The 26,183-nt window shown below is 45.1% G+C and carries 22 protein-coding genes; 21 read left to right on the top strand and 1 reads right to left on the bottom strand.

Features of this window, described 5'->3' with window-relative positions; translation table 11 throughout:
* The 20 genes from wzxC (at window position 1) to ugd (ending at window position 23,936) form a co-directional block, all read left to right on the top strand.
* On the top strand, window positions 1-1,479 hold the full coding sequence (gene wzxC / locus LOC22_RS02585) for a colanic acid undecaprenyl disphosphate flippase WzxC (protein ID WP_230239332.1): 1,479 nt from the start codon (window positions 1-3) through the stop codon (window positions 1,477-1,479).
* Between the two features lie 15 nt (window positions 1,480-1,494).
* A complete protein-coding gene (wcaK, locus tag LOC22_RS02580) occupies window positions 1,495-2,775 on the top strand; it encodes a colanic acid biosynthesis pyruvyl transferase WcaK (RefSeq protein WP_006811234.1) in 1,281 nt (426 codons plus the stop codon).
* Window positions 2,772-3,992, top strand: a complete 1,221-nt coding sequence (wcaL, locus tag LOC22_RS02575; RefSeq protein WP_032609659.1) for a colanic acid biosynthesis glycosyltransferase WcaL — start codon at window positions 2,772-2,774, stop codon at window positions 3,990-3,992. The genes wcaK and wcaL overlap by 4 nt, the downstream gene beginning before the upstream one ends.
* Window positions 3,993-4,004: 12 nt before the next feature.
* Window positions 4,005-5,396, top strand: a complete 1,392-nt coding sequence (gene wcaM / locus LOC22_RS02570) for a colanic acid biosynthesis protein WcaM (RefSeq protein WP_103270033.1) — start codon at window positions 4,005-4,007, stop codon at window positions 5,394-5,396.
* Window positions 5,397-5,570: 174 nt separating this feature from the next.
* A complete protein-coding gene (gene galF / locus LOC22_RS02565) occupies window positions 5,571-6,467 on the top strand; it encodes a GalU regulator GalF (RefSeq protein WP_047738844.1) in 897 nt (298 codons plus the stop codon).
* Window positions 6,468-6,853: 386 nt separating this feature from the next.
* Window positions 6,854-7,978, top strand: a complete 1,125-nt coding sequence (wecB, locus tag LOC22_RS02560) for a non-hydrolyzing UDP-N-acetylglucosamine 2-epimerase (RefSeq protein WP_047354495.1) — start codon at window positions 6,854-6,856, stop codon at window positions 7,976-7,978.
* A 3-nt stretch (window positions 7,979-7,981) separates the two neighbouring features.
* Window positions 7,982-9,070: a dTDP-glucose 4,6-dehydratase gene (gene rfbB, locus LOC22_RS02555; RefSeq protein WP_047354496.1), complete on the top strand. Its 1,089-nt coding sequence runs from the start codon at window positions 7,982-7,984 to the stop codon at window positions 9,068-9,070.
* Complete coding sequence (gene rfbD, locus LOC22_RS02550; RefSeq protein WP_047354497.1) at window positions 9,067-9,966, top strand: dTDP-4-dehydrorhamnose reductase; 900 nt, start codon at window positions 9,067-9,069, stop codon at window positions 9,964-9,966. Before rfbB ends, rfbD begins: the two co-directional genes overlap by 4 nt.
* 45 nt (window positions 9,967-10,011) lie before the next feature.
* The gene (gene rfbA / locus LOC22_RS02545; protein ID WP_048210193.1) at window positions 10,012-10,890 is read left to right on the top strand and encodes a glucose-1-phosphate thymidylyltransferase RfbA; all 879 of its coding nucleotides are present in this window, start codon (window positions 10,012-10,014) and stop codon (window positions 10,888-10,890) included.
* A 2-nt stretch (window positions 10,891-10,892) separates the two neighbouring features.
* Window positions 10,893-11,441: a dTDP-4-dehydrorhamnose 3,5-epimerase gene (rfbC, locus tag LOC22_RS02540; protein ID WP_047738840.1), complete on the top strand. Its 549-nt coding sequence runs from the start codon at window positions 10,893-10,895 to the stop codon at window positions 11,439-11,441.
* A gap of 11 nt (window positions 11,442-11,452) precedes the next feature.
* A complete protein-coding gene (locus LOC22_RS02535; protein ID WP_230239331.1) occupies window positions 11,453-12,589 on the top strand; it encodes a hypothetical protein in 1,137 nt (378 codons plus the stop codon).
* A complete protein-coding gene (locus LOC22_RS02530) occupies window positions 12,573-13,637 on the top strand; it encodes a polysaccharide pyruvyl transferase family protein (protein ID WP_230239330.1) in 1,065 nt (354 codons plus the stop codon). Before LOC22_RS02535 ends, LOC22_RS02530 begins: the two co-directional genes overlap by 17 nt.
* Before the next feature lie 16 nt (window positions 13,638-13,653).
* Complete coding sequence (locus LOC22_RS02525; RefSeq protein WP_230239329.1) at window positions 13,654-15,072, top strand: hypothetical protein; 1,419 nt, start codon at window positions 13,654-13,656, stop codon at window positions 15,070-15,072.
* Window positions 15,069-15,923, top strand: a complete 855-nt coding sequence (locus LOC22_RS02520) for a glycosyltransferase (protein ID WP_047738835.1) — start codon at window positions 15,069-15,071, stop codon at window positions 15,921-15,923. Before LOC22_RS02525 ends, LOC22_RS02520 begins: the two co-directional genes overlap by 4 nt.
* Window positions 15,924-15,927: 4 nt before the next feature.
* Entirely contained in the window at window positions 15,928-17,331 is a 1,404-nt protein-coding gene (locus LOC22_RS02515) for a mannose-1-phosphate guanylyltransferase/mannose-6-phosphate isomerase (protein ID WP_198923969.1), read from the top strand.
* Window positions 17,332-17,349: 18 nt separating this feature from the next.
* Window positions 17,350-18,780: a phosphomannomutase gene (locus LOC22_RS02510; protein WP_047738833.1), complete on the top strand. Its 1,431-nt coding sequence runs from the start codon at window positions 17,350-17,352 to the stop codon at window positions 18,778-18,780.
* A 22-nt stretch (window positions 18,781-18,802) separates the two neighbouring features.
* Complete coding sequence (locus LOC22_RS02505) at window positions 18,803-19,918, top strand: glycosyltransferase family 4 protein (RefSeq protein WP_198923121.1); 1,116 nt, start codon at window positions 18,803-18,805, stop codon at window positions 19,916-19,918.
* Between the two features lie 8 nt (window positions 19,919-19,926).
* A complete protein-coding gene (locus LOC22_RS02500; protein WP_047354504.1) occupies window positions 19,927-20,985 on the top strand; it encodes a DUF1972 domain-containing protein in 1,059 nt (352 codons plus the stop codon).
* A 153-nt stretch (window positions 20,986-21,138) separates the two neighbouring features.
* The gene (gene gndA / locus LOC22_RS02495) at window positions 21,139-22,545 is read left to right on the top strand and encodes an NADP-dependent phosphogluconate dehydrogenase (protein WP_047738831.1); all 1,407 of its coding nucleotides are present in this window, start codon (window positions 21,139-21,141) and stop codon (window positions 22,543-22,545) included.
* Between the two features lie 224 nt (window positions 22,546-22,769).
* Window positions 22,770-23,936 carry a UDP-glucose 6-dehydrogenase gene (ugd, locus tag LOC22_RS02490; RefSeq protein ID WP_045343191.1) on the top strand — a complete coding sequence of 389 codons (1,167 nt, stop codon included), beginning with the start codon at window positions 22,770-22,772 and terminating at the stop codon, window positions 23,934-23,936.
* Window positions 23,937-23,985: 49 nt separating this feature from the next.
* On the opposite strand, the gene LOC22_RS02485 is transcribed toward ugd, so the two are convergent.
* Window positions 23,986-24,990 (bottom strand): NAD-dependent epimerase, encoded by a 1,005-nt coding sequence (locus LOC22_RS02485; protein WP_032619359.1) that lies wholly within the window; start codon window positions 24,988-24,990, stop codon window positions 23,986-23,988.
* A 192-nt stretch (window positions 24,991-25,182) separates the two neighbouring features.
* On the opposite strand from LOC22_RS02485, the gene wzzB reads away from it, so the two are divergent.
* On the top strand, window positions 25,183-26,163 hold the full coding sequence (gene wzzB, locus LOC22_RS02480; RefSeq protein ID WP_047738827.1) for an LPS O-antigen chain length determinant protein WzzB: 981 nt from the start codon (window positions 25,183-25,185) through the stop codon (window positions 26,161-26,163).
* Window positions 26,164-26,183 lie beyond the last annotated feature (20 nt).

Genomic DNA, 26,183 nt, shown 5'->3' with positions numbered 1-26,183 from the left:
ATGAGCTTACGAGAAAAAACCATCAGCGGCGCGAAATGGTCAGCCATGGCCACCATAGTCATCATTGGCCTAGGCCTGGTGCAGATGACGGTGCTGGCGCGCATTATCGATAACCACCAGTTTGGTCTGCTGACCGTCTCGCTGGTGATTATCGCCCTGGCCGATACGCTGTCGGACTTTGGTATCGCCAACTCCATTATCCAGCGCAAAGAGATCAGCCATCTGGAGCTGACCACCCTCTACTGGCTGAACGTCGGGCTGGGTATCTTCGTCTTTGTGCTGGTGTTCCTGCTGAGCAATGTGATTGCCGGCGTGCTGCATAACCCGGACCTGGCGCCGCTGATGCGCACCCTGTCGTTCGCTTTCGTGGTGATCCCGCACGGGCAGCAGTTCCGCGCGCTGATGCAGAAAGAGCTGGAGTTCAACAAAATCGGCATGATTGAAACCAGCGCCGTGCTGGCGGGCTTTACCTTCACCGTGGTCAGCGCCCATTTCTGGCCGCTGGCGATGACCGCCATCCTCGGCTACCTGGTTAACTCTGCCGTGCGCACGCTGCTGTTTGGCTTCTTTGGCCGTAAGATTTATCGCCCGGGGCTGCATTTTTCGCTGGCGTCTGTTTCATCCAACCTGCGCTTCGGCGCGTGGCTGACGGCAGATAGCATTATCAACTACGTGAATACTAACCTCTCCACGCTGGTGCTGGCGCGTATTCTGGGCGCGAGCGTCGCGGGTGGCTACAACCTGGCGTATAACGTCGCGGTTGTCCCGCCGATGAAGCTCAACCCTATCATTACCCGCGTGCTGTTCCCGGCGTTCGCCAAAATTCAGGACGATACCGAAAAGCTGCGCGTGAACTTTTACAAGCTGCTCTCCGTCGTGGGGATCATCAACTTCCCGGTGCTGCTGGGGCTGATGGTGGTTGCCAGCAATTTCGTACCGCTGGTGTTTGGCGAGAAGTGGAACAGCATCATCCCGATCCTGCAACTGCTGTGCGTCGTGGGGCTGCTGCGCTCGGTGGGGAATCCGATTGGTTCTCTGCTAATGGCGAAGGCGCGCGTGGATATCAGCTTCAAGTTCAACGTGTTTAAAACCTTCCTGTTTATTCCGGCAATTATTGTTGGCGGCCACATGGCGGGCGCCATTGGCGTGACGCTCGGCTTCCTGCTGGTGCAAATCGTCAATACCGTGCTGAGCTACTTCGTGATGATCAAACCGGTGCTGGGCTCCAGCTACCGTCAGTACATCCTCAGCCTGTGGCTGCCGTTCTATCTCTCCTTACCGACGCTTGCGGTGAGCTACGGCCTGGGCGTGGTGCTCAACGGGCATCTGCCGCTGGCGGCGCTGCTTGCGGTGCAGGTCGCGGCAGGCGCGCTGGCGTTCGCCGTGATGATTGTGCTGTCACGCAATGCGCTGGTGGTCGAGATGAAGCGCCAGTTTTGCCGTAACGAAAAAATGAAAACGCTGCTTCGCGCAGGCTAATTTTACGAGGCCATTATGAAATTACTTATTCTTGGCAACCATACCTGCGGCAACCGTGGCGACAGCGCCATCCTGCGCGGTTTACTGGATGCAATTAACACCCTTAAGCCTGAGACTGAAGTGGATGTGATGAGCCGTTATCCGGTCAGCTCATCCTGGTTACTGAACCGCCCGGTGATGGGCGACCCGCTCTACAGCCAGATGAAACAGCACAACAACGCCGCGGGCGTGATGGGGCGCGTGAAGAAAGTGCTGCGTCGCCGCTACCAGCATCAGGTGCTGCTTTCTCGCGTGACCGACACCGGCAAGCTGCGCAACATTGCCATCGCGCAGGGCTTTACCGATTTTGTTCGTCTGCTGTCCGGTTATGACGCCATTATTCAGGTGGGCGGTTCGTTCTTCGTCGATCTTTACGGCGTGCCGCAGTTTGAGCATGCACTTTGTACGTTCATGGCGAAAAAGCCGCTGTTTATGATCGGCCACAGCGTCGGGCCATTCCAGGATCCGCAGTTTAACCAGCTGGCGAACTATGTCTTCGGCCACTGCGACGCGCTGATCCTGCGTGAATCGGTCAGCCTCGACATGATGAAGCGCAGTGAAATCGACACCACCAAAGTGGAGCACGGTGTGGACACCGCCTGGCTGGTGGATCATCAGGATGACAGTTTCCAGGCCAGCTACGCGGTACAGCACTGGCTGGACGTGGCGGCAAAGCAGAAAACCGTCGCCATTACCCTGCGTGAACTTGCGCCGTTCGATAAACGCCTCGGCACGACCCAGGCGGCGTACGAGAAAGCCTTTGCCGATGTGGTGAACCGCGTGCTGGACAGCGGTTACCAGGTGCTGGCGCTTTCCACCTGTACCGGTATCGACAGCTACAACAAAGATGACCGTATGGTGGCGCTCAACCTGCGCAACCTGGTGAACGATCCGTCCCGCTATCACGTGGTGATGGACGAGCTGAACGATCTGGAGATGGGCAAGCTGCTCTCCGCCTGCGACCTGACCGTGGGCACGCGTCTGCACTCGGCCATTATCTCGATGAACTTCGGCACGCCAGCCATCGCCATTAACTACGAGCACAAGTCCGCGGGCATTATGCAGCAGCTCGGTATGCCGGAAATGGCCGTTGATATTCGTCATCTGCTGGACGGATCTCTGGGTGCGATGGTGGGCGACACGCTCGGCCAGCTGCCTGCGATCAACGAACGTCTGGCGGTGGCGGTAAAAGCCGAACGCGAAAAAGGTATTGGCATGGTGAAATCCGTACTCGACCGCGTCCGGGAGGGGAAATGAAGGTTGGTTTCTTCTTACTGAAATTTCCGCTGTCGTCTGAAACCTTTGTGCTGAACCAAATCACCGCGTTTATCGATATGGGGTATGACGTGGAGATTATCGCCCTGCAAAAGGGCGATACGCAAAACACCCATGCGGCGTATACCCGGTATGGGCTGGAGGCGAAAACCCGCTGGTTGCAGGATGAACCCGCCGGACGAATGAACAAACTGCGCCATCGCGCCAGCCAGACGCTGCGCGGCCTTCATCGCGCCTCGACGTGGCGGGCGCTGAATATGTCGCGCTATGGGGCGGAGGCCCGCAACCTGATCCTTTCCGCCATTTGCGGGCAAACGGCCCAGCCGTACCGGGCCGATGTCTTTATCGCCCACTTTGGCCCGGCGGGCGTCACTGCGGCAAAACTGCGTGAGCTGGGGGTGATTGACGGCAAAATCGCAACCATTTTCCACGGTATCGACATCTCCAGCCGGGAAGTACTGAACCACTACACGCCGGAATATCAGCAGCTGTTTCGCCGTGGCGACATGATGCTGCCAATAAGCAACCTGTGGGCCGGACGCCTGAAAACCATGGGGTGCCCGAGCGAGAAAATCACCGTTTCACGCATGGGCGTGGATATGGAACGTTTCACTCAGCGACCGGTCAAGGTGCCGGGCAAGCCGCTGCAAATTATCTCTGTTGCCCGCCTGACCGAAAAGAAAGGGCTGCACGTAGCCATCGAAGCCTGTCGTCAGCTGAAGGCGCGCGGAGTGGACTTCCACTACCGCATCCTGGGCATCGGGCCGTGGGAGCGTCGCCTGCGCACGCTGATTGAACAGTATCAGCTGGAAGACGTGGTCGAGATGCCGGGCTTCAAGCCGAGCCACGAAGTGAAAGCCATGCTTGATGATGCGGATGTGTTCCTGCTGCCTTCCGTAACCGGCGCCGACGGCGATATGGAAGGTATTCCCGTGGCGCTGATGGAGGCGATGGCGGTCGGCATTCCGGTGGTCTCGACCCTGCACAGCGGGATCCCTGAGCTGATCACCTCTGAACACTCCGGCTGGCTGGTCCCTGAAAACAATGCGCTGGCGCTGGCGGATCGTCTGGCTGCGTTCAGTGATATCGATCAGCAGACGCTGATCCCTGTGCTGCAAAATGCGCGGCAAAAAGTTGAAGCAGAATTTAATCAGCAGGTGATTAATCGCCAGTTAGCGAGCCTGCTGCAAACGCTGTAACGCTGAGGTTGTATGCTGAAAAAGATTACCCGACGCCGATTTGTCTCTTCTTTATCCGTCCTGGCTGCCATGCCGCTGCTGTCGCCCCGCGCTGTGCGGGCGGCAACCGGGAAGACGGTTTCTGTCGATCGCTACAACAATAACGACTGGATCGCCGCCTTTAAGCAGGCATTTACTGAGGGCGATACCGTTGTTGTTCCCGCCGGGTTAACCTGTGAAAACATCAATACCGGCATTTTCATTCCTGATGGCAAAACCCTGCTGATCCGCGGTGCGCTGAAGGGCAACGGCCGCGGGCGGTTTGTGCTCCAGGAAGGCTGTAAGGTCATTGGGGAAGGAGAGGGGCGCACGCATAACATTACGCTGGACGTGCGTGGCTCCGACTGTGTCATTAAAGGGCTGGCGATGAGCGGCTTCGGCCCCGTCACCCAGATCTACATCGGCGGTAAAAAGCCGAGAGTGATGCGTAACCTGCTTATCGATCGCATTGCCGTGAGCCAGGCCAACTACGCCATTCTGCGCCAGGGTTTCCATAATCAGGTGGACGGTGCGCGCATTACCAACAGCAAATTCAGCCATTTGCAGGGTGACGCGATTGAATGGAACGTGGCGATTAACGACCGTAACATCCTGATCTCTGACCACGTGATCGATAACATCAACTGCACAAACGGCAAGATCAACTGGGGCATAGGCATTGGGCTGGCTGGCAGCACGTACGACAATGACTATCCGGAACAGCAGACCGTTAAAAACTTCGTGGTGGCAAATATCACCGGCAGCAACTGTCGGCAGTTGGTCCATGTTGAAAACGGTAAACACTTTGTGATCCGTAATATCAAGGCCAGCAATATTACCCCTGACTTCAGTAAAAAGGCCGGCATTGATAACGCGACGGTAGCTATTTATGGCTGTGATAATTTCGTTATTGATAATGTCGATATGGTGAACAGCGCCGGAATGTTAATCGGGTATGGCGTGATCAAGGGCGATTATCTGTCGATACCGCAAAACTTCAAACTTAACGATATTCGCCTGGATAACCGACAGCTTGCCTATAAGCTGCGCGGGATACAGATTTCCTCCGGCAATGCCACGTCGTTTGTCGCCATTACCAACGTCAACATGCAGCGGGCAACGCTTGAGCTGCACAACAAGCCACAGCATCTTTTCTTGCGTAATATCAACGTGATGCAGGAGTCAGCGACGGGACCAGCGCTTAAGATGAATTTCGACTTGCGCAAAGACGTGCGTGGGAAGTTTATGGCCAAAAACGAGACGCTGTTGTCGCTCGCGAACATAAAAGCGGTTAATGAAAAAGGGCAGAGTTCGGTGGATATTGATCGGGTGGATCAACATGTGGTGAATACGGAACGGTTGAATTTTGCGCTGCCGCACAGGTAATCCTACAGCCTATTTTGCGACTATTCCTGGTACGGAATCGCGATCTATTCAGATTACAACTACTGTAATTTGTGGTGGGGTGACCTAGGATTACTTCATATTTACGGCAAAACATGCTGGCGAAAACAGGTTTAAAAGCTATAATTCGTCAACCATTTTAAGGTGGAAGAAATAATGATTAATTTGAAAGCAGTCATACCGGTAGCGGGTTTGGGCATGCATATGTTGCCCGCCACAAAGGCCATTCCTAAAGAGATGCTGCCGATCGTTGACAAGCCGATGATTCAGTACATCGTCGACGAGATTGTTGCTGCGGGGATCAAAGAAATCGTTCTGGTGACGCACTCTTCGAAGAATGCCGTTGAGAACCACTTCGACACCTCTTATGAACTCGAAGCGCTGCTTGAGCAGCGCGTTAAGCGTCAGCTTCTGGCAGAAGTTCAGTCTATCTGTCCTCCTGGCGTGACCATCATGAACGTGCGTCAGGCGCAGCCGCTGGGTCTGGGCCACTCAATCCTCTGCGCGCGCCCGGTGGTGGGTGATAACCCGTTCATCGTGGTTCTGCCGGACATCATTATTGATACCGCTTCCGCCGATCCGCTGCGTTACAACCTGGCGGCAATGGTGGCACGTTTCAATGAAACGGGCCGTAGCCAGGTGCTGGCGAAACGTATGAAGGGCGATCTCTCTGAGTATTCTGTTATTCAGACTAAAGAGCCACTGGAGACAGAAGGGCAGGTGAGCCGTATCGTTGAGTTTATCGAAAAACCCGATCAGCCGCAGACCCTGGACTCTGACCTGATGGCAGTCGGCCGTTATGTGCTGAATGCGGATATCTGGGCTGAACTGGAAAAAACCGAGCCGGGCGCCTGGGATCGTATCCAGCTGACCGATGCGATTGCTGAGCTGGCGAAGAAGCAGTCTGTTGATGCGATGCTGATGACCGGCGACAGCTATGACTGCGGTAAGAAAATGGGGTATATGCAGGCGTTTGTGAACTATGGCCTGCGTAACCTGAAGGAAGGGGCGAAGTTCAGAAGCCGGATTGAGAAGTTGCTGGCTGAAGACTGATACTTCTTCGCAGCCTGAAAGACGTCATGCGCGGCAGCCATTATTTTAGTTATGTTGTTACATAACCAAAATGATGGCTGCCGCTTTTTATTATTAATTCTCATGATAACAGAGAGTTACCTGCTTCAAATCTGGGCTGATTTGTAACGATTTGTGCTTGTTTCCGAGTCCATTTAGGACGACAATTAATGCCTGTTTTTTGTCTGAAATCAGACTACAAATTCCTTCAATCAAACGTCGCTCAGTGCACTGGTAGCTGTCAAGCCAGGGGCGGTAGCGTGCTTTAAATCTCAGCCATTTGCATTTACAGTGATTTGTTACACGGACAATACGTACACTCACGGGACGTTTGGTTAGATATCAAACATATTAGGTGAAAACTCACAATGACGAAAAAAGTTTTGATTGTATTTGGAACGCGACCTGAAGCAATAAAAATGGCTCCTCTGGTTACTGAAATCAAAAATAACCCACAGCTCAATCTAAAGGTGTGCGTAACTGCACAACATAGAGAAATGTTAGATCAGGTACTGGACTTATTTGAAATTACTCCAGACTACGATCTGAATTTAATGAAAGCAGGGCAAACTCTTAATGATATCACCTCAGCTATTCTCCTCAATCTAAAACCTATTCTTCAGGAGTTCCAGCCTGACATTGTTCTCGTGCATGGCGATACAGCAACCACTTTTGCAGTAAGTTTAGCCGCATATTATGAGAAAGTCGCTATTGGCCATGTTGAAGCCGGTCTACGTACAGGGAACATATACTCCCCGTGGCCAGAAGAAGCAAATCGAAAACTAACTTCTGTATTAACTAATTATCATTTTGCACCGACAGAGTCTTCTAAAGCGAATCTAATCAATGAGGGCTATAATGAAGATAAAATAATTGTTACCGGAAATACAGTGATCGATGCATTGCATATAGCAAAAGATAAGATTGATAATAATACTGCTATGGCCAGTGAGCTAGAAGCGAGTTTCCCTTTCTTGTCTGTTAATAAAAAAATGATATTGGTTACTGGGCATCGCCGCGAGAGTTTTGGCCGGGGCTTTGAGAATATTTGTGAAGCATTAGCAATGCTGGCAAAGCAGCATAATGATGTTCAGATTGTCTATCCTGTCCATATGAATCCAAACGTTAGAGAGCCGGTTAATCGTATCCTTGCAGGTATCGATAATGTGCATCTTATTGAACCACAACAGTATTTGCCTTTTGTTTATTTAATGGACAAATCTTATCTGATATTAACGGATTCAGGCGGGATTCAGGAAGAAGCACCTTCCCTCGGCAAACCTGTTTTAGTGATGCGTGATACCACTGAAAGACCTGAAGCCGTTCAGGCGGGAACAGTTAAGCTTGTTGGTACAGATAAAGACCGTATTGTTAATGAAGTAAACAATCTTCTCGAGTCTGAGGCGGCTTATAACGCGATGAGTTTCGCTCATAATCCTTATGGCGATGGCACTTCATCAAAAGTTATTGTTAATACACTTACTTCCAAATAAATTATGAAAATTCTAATTACTGGCGGTGCTGGGTTTATTGGTTCAGCCGTTATTCGGCATATAATTAACAATACGGCTGATCAGGTTATCAATGTTGATAAATTGACCTATGCCGGCAACCTCGAATCGCTTACCTCCGTCAGCGATGATGAGCGATATGTTTTTGAACAAGTTGATATCTGCAATAAAGATGAGTTGGATCGCGTTTTCGAACAACATAAACCGGACGCGATTATGCATTTGGCCGCAGAGAGCCATGTTGACCGCTCAATCACCGGGCCAGCGGAATTTATCAATACCAACATTGTTGGTACGTATACTTTACTTGAATCAGCTCGAGCATATTGGTCAACCTTAGATAAACCAGCTCAGCAGAAATTCCGTTTCCATCATATTTCCACCGATGAGGTGTATGGCGATCTTCCACATCCAGATGAAATTTCAAAAGGAGAAGCATTACCGCTTTTCACTGAAGAAACGGCGTATATGCCAAGTAGTCCGTATTCTGCATCTAAAGCTGCAAGCGATCATTTAGTGCGAGCGTGGCTCCGAACATATGGGCTGCCAACAATTGTTACTAACTGTTCAAACAATTATGGGCCATATCATTTCCCTGAGAAATTAATCCCGTTGGTTATTCTGAACGCGCTCGAAGGGAAACCGTTGCCGGTTTATGGTAAAGGCGATCAAATACGTGACTGGCTATTTGTTGAGGATCATGCCCGCGCGCTCTATACCGTTGTTACCCAAGGAAAAGTAGGGGAGACTTACAATATCGGTGGGCATAACGAAAAGCAAAATATCGAAGTGATCCGCATTATCTGTAATTTGCTTAATGAAATGGTGCCTAAAGAAACGTCTTATGAAGAACAGATAACGTTTGTTAGCGATCGACCGGGGCATGATCGTCGCTATGCGATTGATGCACAAAAAATTAGTAGCGAGCTTGGCTGGACACCATTAGAAACTTTTGAAACAGGCATACGTAAAACGGTTCAATGGTATCTGAATAATCAAGAGTGGGTTGCGAATGTAAAAAGTGGTGCCTATAAGACCTGGATTGAAGAGAACTACGGAGATCGAAACGCTTGAACATTCTGCTATTCGGAAAGTCTGGTCAGGTCGGTTGGGAACTCCAGCGCGCACTGGCCCCTTTAGGTAAAGTTACGGCAGTTGATGTCCATTCAGCGGACTATTGTGGCGACTTTAGCAAACCTGAAGGGGTAGCCGAAACGGTTCGTAAGCTCAGACCAGATGTTATTGTAAACGCCGCTGCACATACAGCGGTTGATAAAGCTGAATCAGAACCTGAACTGGCACAACTCATTAATGCCACAGCCGTTGAAGCTATTGCGAGAGAAGCGGAAAAGATTGAAGCGTGGGTTGTTCATTATTCAACGGACTATGTATTTCCAGGTACAGGTGACAAACCCTGGTCTGAAAGTGATACGCCAGCCCCATTAAATGTTTACGGTGAAACGAAATTAGCGGGCGAATTAGCGGTTCAGAATTCATGCCGTAAATACCTCATTTTCCGGACAAGCTGGGTTTATGCCAGTAAAGGAAATAATTTTGCAGCGACGATGTTACGCCTTGCAAAAGAGCGCAAGGAAATGTCGGTCATTAACGATCAGTATGGTGCTCCGACAGGGGCTGAACTGTTAGCTGACTGCACCGCGCATGCTATCAAGTCAGTTATTACTCAACCTGAATTAGCTGGTGTATACCACCTTGTCGCATCAGGGACAACAACATGGTATGACTATGCTAAGTTGGTTTTTGAAGAGGCAAAGCGCTCAGGTATCGAACTTTCTTTGGAAACGCTGAATGGCGTACCGACAGAAGCCTGGCCGACTCCAGCCCGACGGCCACATAATTCACGTCTGGATACGTCAAAATTTCAGCAAAACTTCGCGCTGACATTACCTGACTGGGATACTGGGGTCAAACGCATGTTAGCAGAATTATTCTTAGCTCAACGAGCGTAACAAATTTGCTTCGCTCGAATGAGCAAACCATTTATGAGAAAAAGAATGACTACGCGTAAAGGAATTATTTTGGCAGGTGGATCCGGGACACGTCTTTACCCGGTGACAATGGCAGTAAGTAAGCAATTGCTTCCAATCTATGATAAGCCAATGATTTACTATCCATTAACAACATTAATGCTTGCTGGCATTAAAGATATTCTTATTATCAGCACGCCAATGGATACGCCACGCTTTGAACAATTGCTCGGCGATGGAAGTCAATGGGGATTATCATTGCAATATAAGGTTCAGCCAAGTCCAGATGGATTAGCACAAGCCTTTATAATCGGTGAAGAGTTTATTGGTGAAGACAATTGTGCACTTGTTTTAGGCGATAATATTTTCTACGGGCATGATTTGCCTAAAGAACTTGAGGCCGCCGTTAGCAATGAAAAGGGCGCTACCGTTTTTGCTTATCACGTAAATGATCCAGAGCGTTATGGTGTAGTTGAGTTTAATGAATCCGGTCTTGCTATTAGTCTTGAGGAAAAACCACTTGAGCCTAAAAGTAATTATGCGGTAACTGGATTGTATTTCTACGATAATGAAGTTGTAGAGATGGCAAAAAATCTCAAGCCTTCTGCGCGCGGTGAACTCGAAATTACAGATATTAACCGCTTGTATCTTGAAAGAGGAAACCTTTCTGTCGCCATGATGGGGCGCGGTTATGCATGGCTAGATACAGGTACGCATCAGAGTCTGATTGAAGCCAGCAACTTCATTGCGACAATAGAAGAACGTCAGGGCTTGAAAGTGGCATGTCCGGAAGAAATTGCATACCGCAAAGGCTTTATTGACGCAGAGCAGGTTAAAAAGTTGGCAGAACCGCTTAAAAAGAATGCTTACGGTCAGTATTTACTTAAATTAGTAAAGGATATTTGAGCGTGAAAGTAATTGAAACATCTATCTCTGATGTAAAAATTTTTGAGCCAACAGTTTTTGGCGACGAGCGAGGGTTCTTTTATGAAAGCTTTAGCCAAAAAATGTTCAACGAGGCGGTAGGACACCATGTCGATTTTGTACAGGATAATCATTCAAAATCTAGTGGAGGGGTTTTGAGAGGATTACATTATCAGATGCCTCCTTACGCACAAGCAAAGCTAGTACGCTGCATTGTTGGCGAGGTTTTTGACGTTGCGGTTGATGTACGCGAAGCCTCACCGTCTTTTGGTCAATGGGTCGGTGTTCATCTGTCAGCAACAAATAAACGTCAATTATGGATCCCTGAAGGCTTTGCCCATGGTTTCTTAACACTCAGTGAAAACGCAGAGTTCGTATATAAAACGACCAACTATTATCATAAAGAATCAGAAGCCGGTGTGATCTGGAATGATCCAGAATTAAATATTCTTTGGCCGCTGGGTGAATTGAATATTGCTCTATCTCAAAAGGATGAGGAATTACCAATTTTCGCATCTGCACGCTATTTCTGATATTAATAAATATGAACAAATCAATATTTGTTACTTTTGCTGGCGGTTTACTGTCAGCAATTTTAACTTTCATGGTGAATGTTGTTGCTGCAAAATATCTTGTTGTAGCCGAGTTTAACCAGCTAGCCGTATTCATTAATGCAACAGTCATCCTTAGTGCGATTTTTGAATTCGGTCTTTCATCTTCACTAATTGTAATTTATAAGAAAAAAGATAAACATCACTGTGAAATGCTAGCGAGTATGGCTATAGTTGGCATGATTGGTATATTTATACTTTTATTACCTGTTGTTTATTATTACTGGGGTATCAACAGCGTATTATGTGTTTTTGCCTCCTTGTTGATGACCATTCATAAAGTCCTGAATATATTTAACCAAATTGATGAGGCTTGGGGACGTTATTCCTTTAATAATGTGCTAAGCAATGCTGTAAAATTAGGTTTTGTCACAACCGCTGTGATTGTCTATCCCACTAATGTTATTTATGCCTTGATGGGGCTTACCGTTGCCTATATCGTTTCTATTGTTTATATTATTAGTGGGCGATATATATCTTTGAGTTTTCCACATAAAAATTATTATTTTAAAGATGATTTACCAGTAATATTTAAGCTGTATTTGGTGACAGCTATCGTTGCATTATTGATGCGTGTAGACGTGATTATCATCGATGGAATGGGATTTAACGCAGCAAATTACTTTGTCGCAAGCACACTTTGTATGCTAATACCGTTACTTAACTCATCGGTGATGGCCGTGTTGGTAAAAGTTGGTATTCAAAATGTGCAAAAAAAACAAAAAATATTTTTCATCGCTTTTATCATATTAGGGTATCTCATATGTTCGAAGTGGGTGCTTTCATTATTATATGGTAACACCTACGAGTCAGCAGCAAATATCATGTATATTCTTACCATAGCTTTCTCTGTGGGTCTGTACTTTACTGACAAGGAAAGTGTTCTCTACCATCAGTCTAACAACCGATTACTTTATCTGAAGATCACCCAGTTACTGGTGATGATTGTTTCATCGTACCCTTTGATAACCTACCTCGGTGAAATCGGGATGGCATATGCTGTACTGCTGTCACGCTTGGTTGGCTGGCTATATCTTATTACGATCTGTGAAAATGAAAAAAAAATCTGAAATCACGTTATGGGGCTATTACGGCTTTAAAAATCTTGGCGATGACGTAATGCTTGATGTCTGCCTCCAGGCTATCAAACGTTCACGACGCTACGAAAATATTAATGTCTTCGGTAATTATGATAAAGAAAAAATTGAAGACGGTGTTACTTTTAAGCCATTGGCAGGGCTTAAAAATAAATTACGCTTTCTGTGTGCGTTAATGAGGTCTGAAAAACTTGTTTGGGGAGGGGGAACCTGCTTTTATAAAGATGAAAACACCGGTTACTCTGGTCTTATATTACTTTTTATTGTTACTCTTTTCTGTTTTATTACTGGAACGAAAAATTATTTTATCGGGGTAGGAATTGGTCATTTGACCACAAACTGGGCAAAAATAATTGTTAATTTAATTCTTCAATTTTCAACATTTGTCGTTTTTCGTGATAATAAATCATATCAAAAAGCAATGCATGATTTTCGGTTAAAAAAATGTGAGTTGGGTGGAGATCTTGTCCTGTTAAATGGAATTTATGCCAATTCAGATCAATCACATGAAAATGAATCCTTTATTTCTGTTTCTGGTCATTACGCTTATGTTTTTGATGAGAAGTTGATCCACAATTATACAGTTGCAATTAATAATGTTATTGAACGCACAGGTATATCAAATATTTGTTTTGTTTCGATGCATCAACATGCAATAAATAACGATCATGAGTTTCATCGCGAACTATGTAAGCATCTACCTGATACTATTAAATTTCATTTTTGTAACGAAAATGAATCTGTACAAAAAATTGCTCTGTCTAAATACCATATAGGGATGAGATTGCATTCGATAGTTTTTGCCACATTGTATAAAGTTCCGCTAGTTGCCTTTACATATTCTCCCAAAATAAATGCTTTTTTAGAGCATATGTATTTTTCTCCATGTGTGTTCGATGGATCATCATTGGTTGATAATCTTGAATTAGAACAAATGACCTGCACTAATCTGAATATAACGAACATAACTGATGAGAAACAACGAGCTTTAAAAACGCTAACAGATGTGGTGACAGGCTAACATCACTGGAGAGGTCATGAGTCGAAATGAATTTGGCCGAATTTTATTCTGGTCACTAATGTCCTTCGCATGGATAACATTTTTTGCTGATAATATGGCAGGTATGCTAATTTCGATATTAGCATTTTTTATATTGATATATTATGGATTGTTTAAGAAAAAAAAGCTTATTGAAGTAAGTTTATTTTTACTTTTTTTGATCCCCGAATATCCCAGAGATATACTTTTTCTTTATGATTCATTAAGTTCAAACGAAATTTTCTATAATACAGTAAATACTGTAAAAATTGGTCCGCTGACATTATTTTATTGGGCAATCATAACGCTACCCGTGGCGATAGTTGTTTTCAATAAATTCAAACTTAGTAGAGCGTCCGGAATTGCAGTCTCTGCGGTAGTGCTTTTATTGGCATGGTTGGTATTCATTACAGTTATCAATGATCAACCTTTTGATTTATCCATCGCAATTACAAATGTAAAAATATACATAGTATTAATATGCGTATTTTTACTTCTTTCAAATTGGAAAGAACAAGAGCTTAAGGCACAGTTACAAAGTTTCTTAATATTTCTGCCTGTAATTATCGGGTTGCGAGTTATTTTATTTATTGCTTATGATTTTACTCTAGGCACTCCATCTTGGGATTATTTTACTCAGCCTTTAATTTCGGCAATAACGTTCATTCTTTTTTTACAGACTAAAGATAAAACTATTTTCGAAAGATCGATGGTTTATAGGATTCTATTCTATATCTCACTATTCTCTTTGAGTCGAGCATTAATTGGTATAGTTATCATAACCCTGTTTTTTTCTTTCTTATTATCGAAAAAAATAAAACTAAAATTTAAAGTTATGATGGAAATAATACCATTCTTTACTGTTCTATGTTTCGCAGTATTGGTTACCAATCCAAATTTATATAATTTCTTATTGTGGAAAGTTTCTGATCTGAATGTTTTTCAGGAAAACAAGGAGATGTCTGGTTCAGGAAAAGTCAGGCAGTATGAAGTTATTAATATACTTGATGGGAACGAGAGTTCTGAGATGAAGGTCCTCTTAGGCTATGGTCTCTCTGGCAGTTTCAATTTTGATAAATATCCGCTGCCAATTCTTGAGGCACTAGACAGTAAAAGTTTTTCTGAAAAGGAGCGACTAGGGAACAGATATTTCTTCCCTCACTCATTCATTGCAGCAAACTTGTTGCGTGGTGGTTTGCTCCTTCTGCTGTTGTATCTTTTTGTACATTTTGCGCTGTTTGTTTATTTCTTTAAGTCTAATGAATACTATTTATCAGTACTCTCAATATTTCTGATTTATAACTCTTATGTTCGTGTTGAATATGCATTGCTTTTGTCAATACTTATCACACTTGCTTTATTGAAGAATCAGGTAAGTACTATTCAAAATAATTCTGACAAGGCTACACATTCATGAATAAAGTTACGTTAATTTCAACTGTCTTCAATGAAGCTGCATCAATCAAGCGATTTTGTGATTCCATTCTTAATCAGACCGATATTCCTGATGAAATTGTCATTGTCGATGGAGGTTCCAGCGACAATACAGTTGAACTTATCAAAGAAGCTTTCTCTGGTCTGGCTGGTCAATGTGAGTTAAATGTTATTGTGGATCCTGAGTGTTGCAAAAAGTATTCGAAGGGGCCAATCGCTCGCGGTCGAAATGTGGCAATCCGCAATGCAAAATATAATCATATTTTAGTCACTGATGCAGGTTGTATTGTTGACAAAGACTGGGTTAAAAACATGAAGGCATGCTTCGATGAAGGGGCGGAGATTGTTTCTGGAACATACAAGGCTCGAGTAACAAACAAATTCCAGGAATACACAGCTGACATTTTTTGTCCAGCGCTACCACCAGATACGCCAGCTAAAAGCTTTTTACCAAGTTCTCGTTCACTGGGTTTTGAAAAACATATTTGGGAGCGCGCAGGGGGGTATCCGGAAGATTCTTATACGGCTGAAGATACCGTATTTATCTTGCGTGCTTTTGAACAAACTGATCGCATAATTATAGCCTATGACGCATTTGTTTATTGGGATCTTCCAGTTGATTTTAAGGAATTAAAATCTAAGCTAATCAACTATGGGATAGGGGATGGATATCACCGCCTTGATAAAAAGAAATATTTAGCTCGCTTCGTTGCGTTGATACTCTTCCCGATAACAATACCTGTTATGTTGCTGAAACATAAGAAATTAATCGCCTTGCCGATGTATTATTATATGTTGAGTGGATATATCAAAGGTCTGCAGCAGAATAAGTGAGATTATGAAAATGGATTATAATTATATCGTTCCTGTAATTATGGCTGGCGGTTCCGGCACCCGTTTATGGCCACTCTCCCGATCCACATATCCTAAACAATTTTTGAAACTGATTGGCGAAACGACGTTGTTGCAGGAGACAATAGCGCGTCTTGATGATATAGATCATGAAAGATCTATTATTATGAGTAATGAAGATTATCGTTTTATTGTAGCGGAACAACTTCGTACGATTAATTATAAAAAAGCAGAGATTATCCTTGAGCCTGAAGCAAAAAATACTGCACCAGCCATTGCTTTGTCAGCCTTTCATGCTTTAACTTATAATAAGCATGCGATATTAGTGGTCTTAGCTGCAGACCATCATATAGAAGATAAAGATAAGTTTACTGCTCTGGTAACAGAAGGTGTTAATGCTGCTGCAGAGGGCTATATTGTTACTTTTGGGGTTGTTCCAAATAAACCAGAAACCGGCTATGGTTATATCCGCTCTGGTGATGAGCTTGACAACAATTTATTTAAGATTGAGTCATTTGTTGAAAAGCCTTCTTTCGAAAAAGCTGAAGAATATCTTAAGAAAGGCAATTATTTTTGGAACAGTGGCATGTTTGTATGCAAAGCATCCACCTATTTAGACGAATTGAAAAAGTATGCTCCTGATATATTTTCTGCTTGCGAAAAATCATTACTAAATTCTCAAGCTGATATGGATTTTTTACGGGTCGATGCCGAAGCTTTTAGCTGTTCTCCAAAAAACTCAATTGACTATGCAGTGATGGAACATACCGAACGAAGTGCAGTTATTCCATTTTCTTCCCAATGGAGTGACGTGGGATCTTGGCTATCGCTTTGGGAAACATCACAAAAAGACAAATCGGGAAATGCGAAGATCGGTGACGCTATTTGTGTTGATAGTACGAATAACTATATGTATTCGTCAGATTCACTCGTGACATTAGTTGGTGTTGAAAATCTCGCAGTTGTGCAAACTCAGGATGCATTACTGGTTGCTTCTTTAGATAAAGTGCAGAACGTTAAAACGGTGGTAGAAGAGCTGAGTCGTTTAAAACGTAAAGAACATATTCTGCATAGTGAAGTATTTCGCCCATGGGGAAATATTCGTTGTATCACCCGAAGTAATAATTATATCGTAAACAAGATCGTTATTAATCCAGGGGCAGGCATCTCTCAGCAGTATCATCATCATCGGGCTGAGCACTGGATAGTTGTTAAAGGAACGGCATATGTAACAAAGGGAAAAGAAAATTTCTTTGTTACCGAAAATGAATCTACGTATATTCCTATTGGAATAATGCACAGCATTAAAAATAATGGTCGTATCCCTCTGGAAGTTATTGAAATTCAGTCTGGCTCATATCTCGAAGAAGACGATATTTACAGGGATTAATGGTTAAGGAAACTGCTCATGAATAATTTATCTACAAAGGATATTATAAATAACAGTACCATAATGTTTGGTACAAGCGGTGCGCGTGGCATGGTCGAAGCGTTTACTGATTTGGTTGTGCGCGCTTACGTTTCAAATTTCGTTACTGTAGTAAGCAAATCAAAAAAAACAGACGAAGTTTTCATTGCTATCGATAATCGTCCTAGTAGCTATGGTATAGCGTTGAGCTGTGCTAACGCCTTAAAAAATCTCGGCGTTAATTATCGTTTTTATGGTGTTATCCCGACACCTGCCTTAGCGTATCACTCGCTTAGTAAAGGTGTGCCAGCAATAATGGTAACTGGTAGCCACATTCCTTTCGATAGGAATGGGCTGAAGTTTTATACTTCAACTGGCGAAATCACTAAGCAGGATGAGCTTGATATTACGAATTGCGACATCCCGTTGAATGACTGCGAAAATGTTGAAACATTGACAATAGATGAATCTGCAAAAGAAAATTACATAGCAAGGTATACTCGTTTTTTCCCAGCTGATTGTCTGAAGGGACTCCGCATTGGAATTTACGAGCATTCGAGTTCTGGCCGAGATGTTTATCCAAGCATTTTTGAAAAACTCGGCGCTACAGTAATATCCTTAGGAAGAACTCAAGCATTTGTTCCCATTGATACTGAAGCCGTATCTGAGGAAGATAAGCAAAAAGCCCGCGACTGGAGAAATCAATTTAACCTTAATGCAATATTCTCAACGGACGGTGACGGCGACCGACCGCTTTTAACAGACGAAAATGGTGAGTGGTTGCGTGGTGATATTTTATGCATTCTAACCGCTATTGCCCTTGGTGTTAAAGCTGTTGCGACCCCCGTCTCATCCAATACTCTTTTGAATCAATGCTGCAAATTCGATGAAGTGTTGTACACTAAAATAGGTTCCCCTTATGTAATCGACGGCTTATCAACATTAATTTCTCGTCATGAGACTGTCGCTGGCTTCGAAGCAAATGGTGGATTTATTCTGGCGAGTGCAATCCGTCAGGGCGATAACTTTATTGGCCCGCTACCAACCCGAGATTCTGTGCTTCCTGCACTGGTAGTTTTAGCTGCCTATGCGAAGACCGGGATTAAGGCTGCATTAAACTTACTGCCGCAAAGATATACTTATTCTGATCGGATTCAGGCTTTTCCTTCTCACGAGTCAACACGTTTAATTTCCCTTGGTAAAGATAAGCCTGAAGAACTTCTGATTTATCTTGGTCTGAATGTTGGTTTAGATAAAGTTGATTATACCGATGGCGTCAGAATGACGCTAACAGACTCATCTATACTTCACCTTAGAGCTTCAGGCAATGCTCCTGAATTGAGAATTTATGCAGAAGCATCCGAAGAGAGTTCGGCTAAAGAGCTTGTGTTATCTTGCAAAGAAAAACTCAAACACCTCTCTTTAACCTGAATATCAGTAAGGAATAATTTTTATGATGAAAGTATTATTTATTTCCCGGCCAACATTATTCAGTGGTCCTGGTGGAGATACCATTCAGTTACTCAAAACGAAACAATATCTGGAAAAGATCGGTGTTTCGATTGATATTTTCGATGGCGGTGAAATAAATTTCGATAATTACGATTTGATTCATTTTTTCAATTTAAGGAATCCTCAGGACATTCTCCATTATGTCCGACAAGCTAAAGAGAAAAATAAACCCATGGTGCTTTCGACCATATGGGGGACTTATTATGAGTGCGATCAAAAAGCGCGTGTCGGATTGCAGCGTTGGGTCGCAAATAATTTCCAGGAAAGCAAAGTCGAATATCTAAAAACGGCAATGCGTATTATAAAAAATAGGAATTTTCATTCAGGAACTATAGAATATCTGTTAAAAGGTCATATTAGAGCCCAGCGAGAGATTGCACGAGCTGTCGATGTGCTTCTCCCTAATAGTCCTACTGAGCTTGAACGTGTCCGTCACGATATGGGATTACCAGGCAAGGCTGGGGTTTCTGTGGCGAATGCCGTTGACTTAAATGTCTTTAATTTTGATGCTACAGAAGCCTCCAAATATCAACACCTTGAAGGTTGTCTACTTAGTGCCGCACGCATCGAAATTCGTAAGTGTCAGTTAGAACTTATTCGTGCATGTAAAGACCTCCCATACAAACTGGTATTAGTAGGTAAGCCTAGTCCTAATAGTTTAGGCTATTACGAACAATGTAAACGCGAGGCTGGTGATAACGTTATTTTTATCGAGCATGTCTCACAGGAAGAGCTTGCTGCATTATATAAAGTTGCTAAAGCTCATGCGTTAATTTCCTGGATGGAAACCCCAGGGCTTTCAACACTTGAAGCCGCAATGATGAACTGTAACGTGCTTGTGACGGATCGCGGCGATACTCAATATTATTTTGAAGATATGGCTGTGTATTGTGAGCCGGGTGAGGTGTCCTCTATACGTCAGGGGGTGATTGATGTTATGGAGAAGCCTTTTAATACGAAATTAAAAGAGCGTATCGTTTCTAATTTCACCTGGGCGCATACTGCTGAACAGACACTTGAAGGCTACAAACTGTCACTTCAATTACATAATAAATGAACAATCCTATGAAGAAAATTGCGGTAGTTGGCACTGTTGGGATCCCTGCATGTTATGGCGGTTTTGAATCTCTGGTGCAAAACCTGGTAGATTATCAAAGTGAAGATGTAACCTATACAGTTTTCTGTTCATCAAAGCACTATAAAAATAAACCAGCGCATTATAAAAATGCCCGACTTGAATATATTTCCCTAAAGGCGAATGGAGCCTCAAGTATCTTCTATGATATTTATAGCTTATTCCGTTGCCTCAAGGAAAAGCATGATGTTGTCCTGATTCTTGGGGTGTCGGGATGTGTCGTACTGCCAATATTTAGACTTTTTTCACATTCTAAAATAGTTACCAATATTGATGGTCTGGAGTGGCGACGAGAGAAGTGGGGACGTATGGCTAAATCCTTCCTAAAATTTTCTGAAAAGTTAGCTGTGTTCAGTTCTGATGTTGTTATTTCTGATAATCAGGCTATTGGTGATTATGTTAAGTCTGAATATAATAAGAATAATCAGGTTATTGCTTATGGCGGAGAACATGCGCTTATCAAGGGGCGAGTGGTTCCTGACCAGAAATCTGATTTTTATCTTTCGCTGTGCCGTATCGAGCCTGAAAATAACGTTTCTATGATTCTCGAATCCTTCGCCGGTACACCATATAAACTCAAATTCGTTGGTAACTGGAATAATAGTGAATATGGCCTCGCTTTAAAAAATAAGTACAGTAAATTTGATAATATCGAAATTATTGATCCTATATACGATATTTCGGTACTTTTCGATTTGCGAAGTCAGTGTAAAGGCTATGTTCACGGCCACAGCGCTGGCGGTACAAATCCATCCTTGGTTGAAGCGATGCAATTTGGTATGGATATTTTGGCTTTTGATTGTAATTTCAATCGCTACACGACTGAAGATAAAGCACATTATTTCTCTTCAAGCAATCATCTAAGAGAGATAATTGAAAATATAGAATCCTCTGTACTTCCACAGTCTGGAAAGGATATGGCAGAAATTGCTTACCGTCGATACCAGTGGTCAGAAATTACGCGTTTGTATGAACAGACCTACAATTAGCAACCCCAAAGACAAGTCACTCCCTTTTCGACAGTTAACAGGGCATGGTTAACAGCATCTTCCACTACCCATTTTTTCTGAACCTGAGTTAACATCAAAGATACATTCAAGCCACGTCTTTTTCGTGGCGACCACACCTGACAGGAGTATGTAATGTCCAAGCAACAGATCGGCGTTGTCGGTATGGCAGTGATGGGGCGCAACCTGGCGCTCAACATCGAAAGCCGTGGTTATACCGTCTCCGTTTTCAACCGCTCCCGTGATAAGACCGAAGAAGTCATCGCTGAGAATCCAGGCAAAAAACTGGTTCCTTTCTATACGGTTAAAGAGTTCGTTGAGTCTCTGGAAACACCTCGTCGTATCCTGTTAATGGTGAAAGCGGGCGCAGGTACCGACGCTGCTATCGATTCACTGAAACCGTATCTGGATAAAGGCGACATCATTATTGATGGCGGTAACACCTTCTTCCACGACACCATTCGACGTAACCGTGAACTGTCTGCTGAAGGCTTCAACTTCATTGGTACCGGCGTATCCGGCGGTGAAGAGGGCGCTCTGAAAGGTCCATCTATCATGCCTGGTGGACAGAAAGAAGCCTACGAACTGGTTGCGCCAATCCTGACCAAAATCGCAGCCGTCGCTGAAGACGGCGAGCCGTGCGTGACCTATATCGGTCCTGACGGTGCTGGTCATTATGTGAAAATGGTTCACAACGGCATCGAATACGGCGATATGCAGCTGATTGCTGAAGCCTACTCTCTGTTGAAAGGCGGCCTGAACCTCTCCAACGAGGAGCTCGCAGAGACCTTCACCGAGTGGAACAAAGGCGAGCTGAACAGCTACCTGATCGACATCACCAAAGATATCTTCACCAAGAAAGATGAAGAGGGTAAATACCTGGTTGATGTGATTCTGGATGAAGCCGCGAACAAAGGCACCGGTAAATGGACCAGCCAGAGCTCTCTGGATCTGGGTGAGCCATTGTCCCTGATTACCGAATCCGTCTTTGCACGTTATATCTCTTCTCTGAAAGAGCAGCGCGTTGCAGCATCTAAAGTGCTGTCTGGCCCGCAGGCTAAACCCGCTGGTGATAAAGCGGAGTTCGTTGAAAAAGTGCGCCGTGCGCTGTATCTGGGTAAAATCGTCTCTTACGCGCAGGGCTTCTCTCAGCTGCGCGCGGCATCTGACGAGAACAACTGGGATCTGAACTACGGTGAGATTGCGAAGATCTTCCGTGCCGGCTGTATCATTCGCGCTCAGTTCCTGCAAAAAATCACCGATGCCTATGCTGAGAATGCGGGTATCGCAAACCTTCTGCTGGCACCTTACTTCAAACAAATTGCTGACGAATATCAGCAGGCGCTGCGTGATGTTGTTGCGTACGCGGTGCAGAATGGTATCCCGGTTCCGACCTTCTCCGCTGCGGTGGCATATTACGACAGCTATCGTGCTGCCGTTCTGCCAGCGAACCTGATTCAGGCACAGCGTGACTACTTCGGTGCGCATACGTATAAACGTACCGATAAAGACGGTGTATTCCATACCGAATGGATGGAATAATTTAATCAACTGGCTGTGAACATAACCCGGAGAATTCTCCGGGTTTTTTTTATCCTGAAAATGCCGACTTTTTCGAAGAAGTCTGAATGTCAGCCCACTCATAGGGATTAATCCTGGTTTGCCTTGACAGTTCTGTCGGCCAGGAGGTACAAAGCCCAACAGTCAGGTTTATCGCGATGGTCAGGCGACCATTTGTACAGTTAACTCACAGAAGTCATTAGCGAATGAAAATAACAATCTCCGGAACAGGCTATGTTGGTCTCTCAAACGGTATTCTGATTGCACAAAACCATGAAGTGGTTGCGCTGGACATCGTGCAGGCCAAAGTGGATATGCTCAATCAGAAGAAATCGCCGATTGTAGATAAAGAGATTCAGGATTACCTTTCTAATAAGTCGCTTAATTTCCGCGCTACTACGGATAAAGAAGACGCCTACCGCGATGCGGATTTTGTCATCATTGCCACCCCAACAGACTACGATCCTAAAACCAACTACTTCAATACCTCTACCGTTGAAGCGGTGATCAAAGACGTTACGGCAATCAACCCTAACGCGGTGATGATCATCAAATCGACGATTCCAGTGGGCTTCACCAAATCGATTAAAGAAGAGTTGGGTATTGATAATGTCTTCTTCTCGCCGGAATTTCTCCGCGAGGGCAGGGCGTTATACGATAACCTCCACCCATCCCGTATCGTGATTGGTGAGCGTTCCGAGCGTGCAGAGCGTTTTGCTGCACTGCTTCAGGAAGGCGCAATCAAAAAAGATATTCCGGTGCTGTTCACCGATTCTACCGAGGCAGAGGCGATTAAGCTTTTCGCCAACACCTATCTGGCGATGCGCGTGGCTTACTTCAACGAGCTGGACAGCTATGCCGAGAGCCTGGGGCTGAACACCCGTCAGATCATCGAGGGCGTGTGTCTTGACCCGCGTATCGGTAACCATTACAACAACCCGTCCTTCGGTTACGGTGGTTACTGCCTGCCAAAAGATACCAAGCAACTGCTGGCTAACTATCAGGCGGTGCCGAACAACCTGATTTCCGCCATTGTGGATGCCAACCGCACGCGTAAAGACTTCATCTCGGATTCCATTCTGGCGCGTCAGCCGAAAGTGGTGGGCGTGTATCGCCTGATCATGAAGAGCGGTTCCGATAACTTCCGCGCTTCTTCCATTCAGGGGATCATGAAGCGTATTAAGGCGAAGGGCGTGCAGGTCATTATTTATGAACCGGCCATGCAGGAAGACGAGTTCTTCCACTCTCGCGTCATTCGCGATCTGGATGCATTCAAGAAAGAAGCGGATGTAATTATCTCCAACCGTATGGCGGAAGAGCTGGCGGACGTGAAAGATAAAGTCTATACCCGAGATTTGTTCGGCAGCGACTGATTAAAATCGTGATATAAAAAAACCCGGCACTCTGCCGGGTTTTTTGTTTTTAAACGTTATAGAAGTTGCGGTACCAGTCGACGAAGTTTTTCACGCCTTCTTTGACTGAGGTTTGTGGTTTAAACCCAATAACGTCATACAGCGCTTTGGTGTCCGCACTGGTCTCCAGCACGTCCCCCGGCTGGATCGGCATCATATTTTTCACCGCTTCTTTGCCCAGCGCCTCTTCAAGCGCGGTGATGTAATCCATCAGTTCGACAGGTGAACTGTTACCAATGTTATACACGCGATACGGGGCAGAACTGGTTGCTGGCGAACCGGTTTCGACCGTCCAGTCGGCATCGGCCTGAGGAATGACGTCCTGTAGGCGAATAATCGCCTCCGCAATATCATCGATATAGGTGAAGTCGCGCTTCATCTTGCCGTAGTTGTATACGTCGATGCTGTTGCCTTCAATCATGGCTTTGGTGAATTTGAACAGCGCCATGTCCGGGCGCCCCCACGGGCCATAGACGGTAAAGAAGCGCAGGCCAGTGGTCGGCAGGTTATACAGATGCGAATAGGTATGCGACATCAGCTCATTGGCTTTTTTGGTTGCGGCATACAGCGATACCGGATGATCTACGGAGTCGTCAGTAGAAAACGGCATCTTACGGTTGAGGCCGTACACAGAGCTGGATGACGCATACAGAAGATGCTGAACCTTATTGTGGCGACAGCCTTCCAGCACGTTCAGGTGACCTACCAGGTTCGCATCAGCGTAGGCATGCGGGTTTTCCAGCGAGTAACGCACGCCCGCCTGTGCGGCAAGATGGATTACGCGGTCAAATTTCTCATTGGCGAAGAGCGCAGCCATGCCCTCGCGGTCCGCTAAGTCCAGCTTGTGGAAGGTGAAACTCTCGGATTTGAGCAGTTCGAGGCGAGCGAGTTTGAGGTTAGGGTCATAGTAATCATTCAGATTATCAAGCCCAACAACTTCATGCCCTGCATCAAGCAGGCGCTTGCTGACATGAGAACCGATAAAGCCCGCCGCGCCCGTTACCAGAAATTTCATAGTTTCCCTCATTTTCAGTGTTCTTGTTGATGTCCCAGGACATCAGAATCCGACTATGATAGCGCGTCGCACTTCACTTACATAACTCATCTTTCCGATATAACTCATCGGATTCTTATAGAAAAATCGCCAGCAACAGATACACTAAGGAAACAAGATTATTTTTGCCCTTTTTCATCTGTTAGGGATTGTATGACGCAAAACAACAATAACCTGGTCACACGCAACAATGACCCGGAGCAAATTGATTTACTGGATTTGGTACTACAGCTGTGGCGTGGTAAGTGGCTAATTGGTGCTGTTATCGTTTTATTCATCGTACTTGCGGTTGGCTATCTGACTTTTGCCAAAGAAAAATGGACTTCATCCGCCATCATCGCACAGCCTGATGCGGCGCAAATTGCGACTTATTCGAATGCATTAAATATCCTTTATGGTTCTGCCGCACCTTCAATGCTGGACATACAGACCCGCGCTATTGGCCGTTTTAATTCTTCCTTTTCTGCTTTGTCTCAGGCTCTTGAAAATCAGGAAGTACCAGAGGAACTGAGCATTGAAGCAGCAGTTAAAGGGCAGTCACTGCCGCTCAGTGTGAGCTATACTGGAGAGTCGGCTGAGGCCGCCCAAAAGCAGTTAGCGCAATATATTCAACAGATTGATGAGCAAACGGCTAAAGAATTAACCGTTGACTTGAAAGATAACATTAAGCAACAGATCACTACCTTAAACGACTCGCTGGAAAACCAGGAGAAAGTAGCGCAGGAGCAAAAGGAACTGCGCATCAAGCAAATAATTGAAGCATTGAAGTTTGCTGAAGCGGCGAAGATTACTACCCCAAAAATCCAGCAAACTCAGGATGTTACTCAAGATACTTTATTCCTGCTCGGTACTGAGGCGTTGAGTTCGATGATTCAACATGAGTCTACCCGACCATTGGTCTTCTCAGGCGCTTACTACCAGACCAAACAAAACTTACTGGATATTCAGAACCTCAACGTTAACCCAGACACTATTCACGTCTATCGTTACGTCATGAAACCTAATCTGCCTATCCGTCGTGACAGCCCTAAAAAGGCCATCACCCTCATCCTTGCCGTTCTCCTCGGCGGGATCATCGGTTCTGCTGTCGTCCTTGGCCGTAACGCGCTGAGAAACTACAAGCCACGAGCCTGATTTACACACAAAAAAAGACC

The organism is Enterobacter sp. AN-K1 (genome assembly GCF_020971765.1).
GTDB classification, from domain to species: domain Bacteria; phylum Pseudomonadota; class Gammaproteobacteria; order Enterobacterales; family Enterobacteriaceae; genus Enterobacter; species Enterobacter hormaechei_C.
The sequence above is the reverse complement of the archived record's forward strand: the minus strand, read 5'-3'. Positions and strand labels throughout refer to the sequence as shown.

What these genes read in the sequence shown, in the direction of transcription:
- wzxC (WP_230239332.1), top strand. Translation starts at nt 1, where the DNA reads ATGAGCTTACGAGAAAAAACCATCAGCGGCGCGAAATGGTCAGCCATG.
- wcaK (WP_006811234.1), top strand. Translation starts at nt 1,495, where the DNA reads ATGAAATTACTTATTCTTGGCAACCATACCTGCGGCAACCGTGGCGAC.
- wcaL (WP_032609659.1), top strand. Translation starts at nt 2,772, where the DNA reads ATGAAGGTTGGTTTCTTCTTACTGAAATTTCCGCTGTCGTCTGAAACC.
- wcaM (WP_103270033.1), top strand. Translation starts at nt 4,005, where the DNA reads ATGCTGAAAAAGATTACCCGACGCCGATTTGTCTCTTCTTTATCCGTC.
- galF (WP_047738844.1), top strand. Translation starts at nt 5,571, where the DNA reads ATGATTAATTTGAAAGCAGTCATACCGGTAGCGGGTTTGGGCATGCAT.
- wecB (WP_047354495.1), top strand. Translation starts at nt 6,854, where the DNA reads ATGACGAAAAAAGTTTTGATTGTATTTGGAACGCGACCTGAAGCAATA.
- rfbB (WP_047354496.1), top strand. Translation starts at nt 7,982, where the DNA reads ATGAAAATTCTAATTACTGGCGGTGCTGGGTTTATTGGTTCAGCCGTT.
- rfbA (WP_048210193.1), top strand. Translation starts at nt 10,012, where the DNA reads ATGACTACGCGTAAAGGAATTATTTTGGCAGGTGGATCCGGGACACGT.
- LOC22_RS02535 (WP_230239331.1), top strand. Translation starts at nt 11,453, where the DNA reads ATGAACAAATCAATATTTGTTACTTTTGCTGGCGGTTTACTGTCAGCA.
- LOC22_RS02530 (WP_230239330.1), top strand. Translation starts at nt 12,573, where the DNA reads ATGAAAAAAAAATCTGAAATCACGTTATGGGGCTATTACGGCTTTAAA.
- LOC22_RS02525 (WP_230239329.1), top strand. Translation starts at nt 13,654, where the DNA reads ATGAGTCGAAATGAATTTGGCCGAATTTTATTCTGGTCACTAATGTCC.
- LOC22_RS02520 (WP_047738835.1), top strand. Translation starts at nt 15,069, where the DNA reads ATGAATAAAGTTACGTTAATTTCAACTGTCTTCAATGAAGCTGCATCA.
- LOC22_RS02515 (WP_198923969.1), top strand. Translation starts at nt 15,928, where the DNA reads ATGAAAATGGATTATAATTATATCGTTCCTGTAATTATGGCTGGCGGT.
- LOC22_RS02510 (WP_047738833.1), top strand. Translation starts at nt 17,350, where the DNA reads ATGAATAATTTATCTACAAAGGATATTATAAATAACAGTACCATAATG.
- LOC22_RS02505 (WP_198923121.1), top strand. Translation starts at nt 18,803, where the DNA reads ATGATGAAAGTATTATTTATTTCCCGGCCAACATTATTCAGTGGTCCT.
- LOC22_RS02500 (WP_047354504.1), top strand. Translation starts at nt 19,927, where the DNA reads ATGAAGAAAATTGCGGTAGTTGGCACTGTTGGGATCCCTGCATGTTAT.
- gndA (WP_047738831.1), top strand. Translation starts at nt 21,139, where the DNA reads ATGTCCAAGCAACAGATCGGCGTTGTCGGTATGGCAGTGATGGGGCGC.
- ugd (WP_045343191.1), top strand. Translation starts at nt 22,770, where the DNA reads ATGAAAATAACAATCTCCGGAACAGGCTATGTTGGTCTCTCAAACGGT.
- LOC22_RS02485 (WP_032619359.1), bottom strand. Translation starts at nt 24,990, where the DNA reads ATGAAATTTCTGGTAACGGGCGCGGCGGGCTTTATCGGTTCTCATGTC.
- wzzB (WP_047738827.1), top strand. Translation starts at nt 25,183, where the DNA reads ATGACGCAAAACAACAATAACCTGGTCACACGCAACAATGACCCGGAG.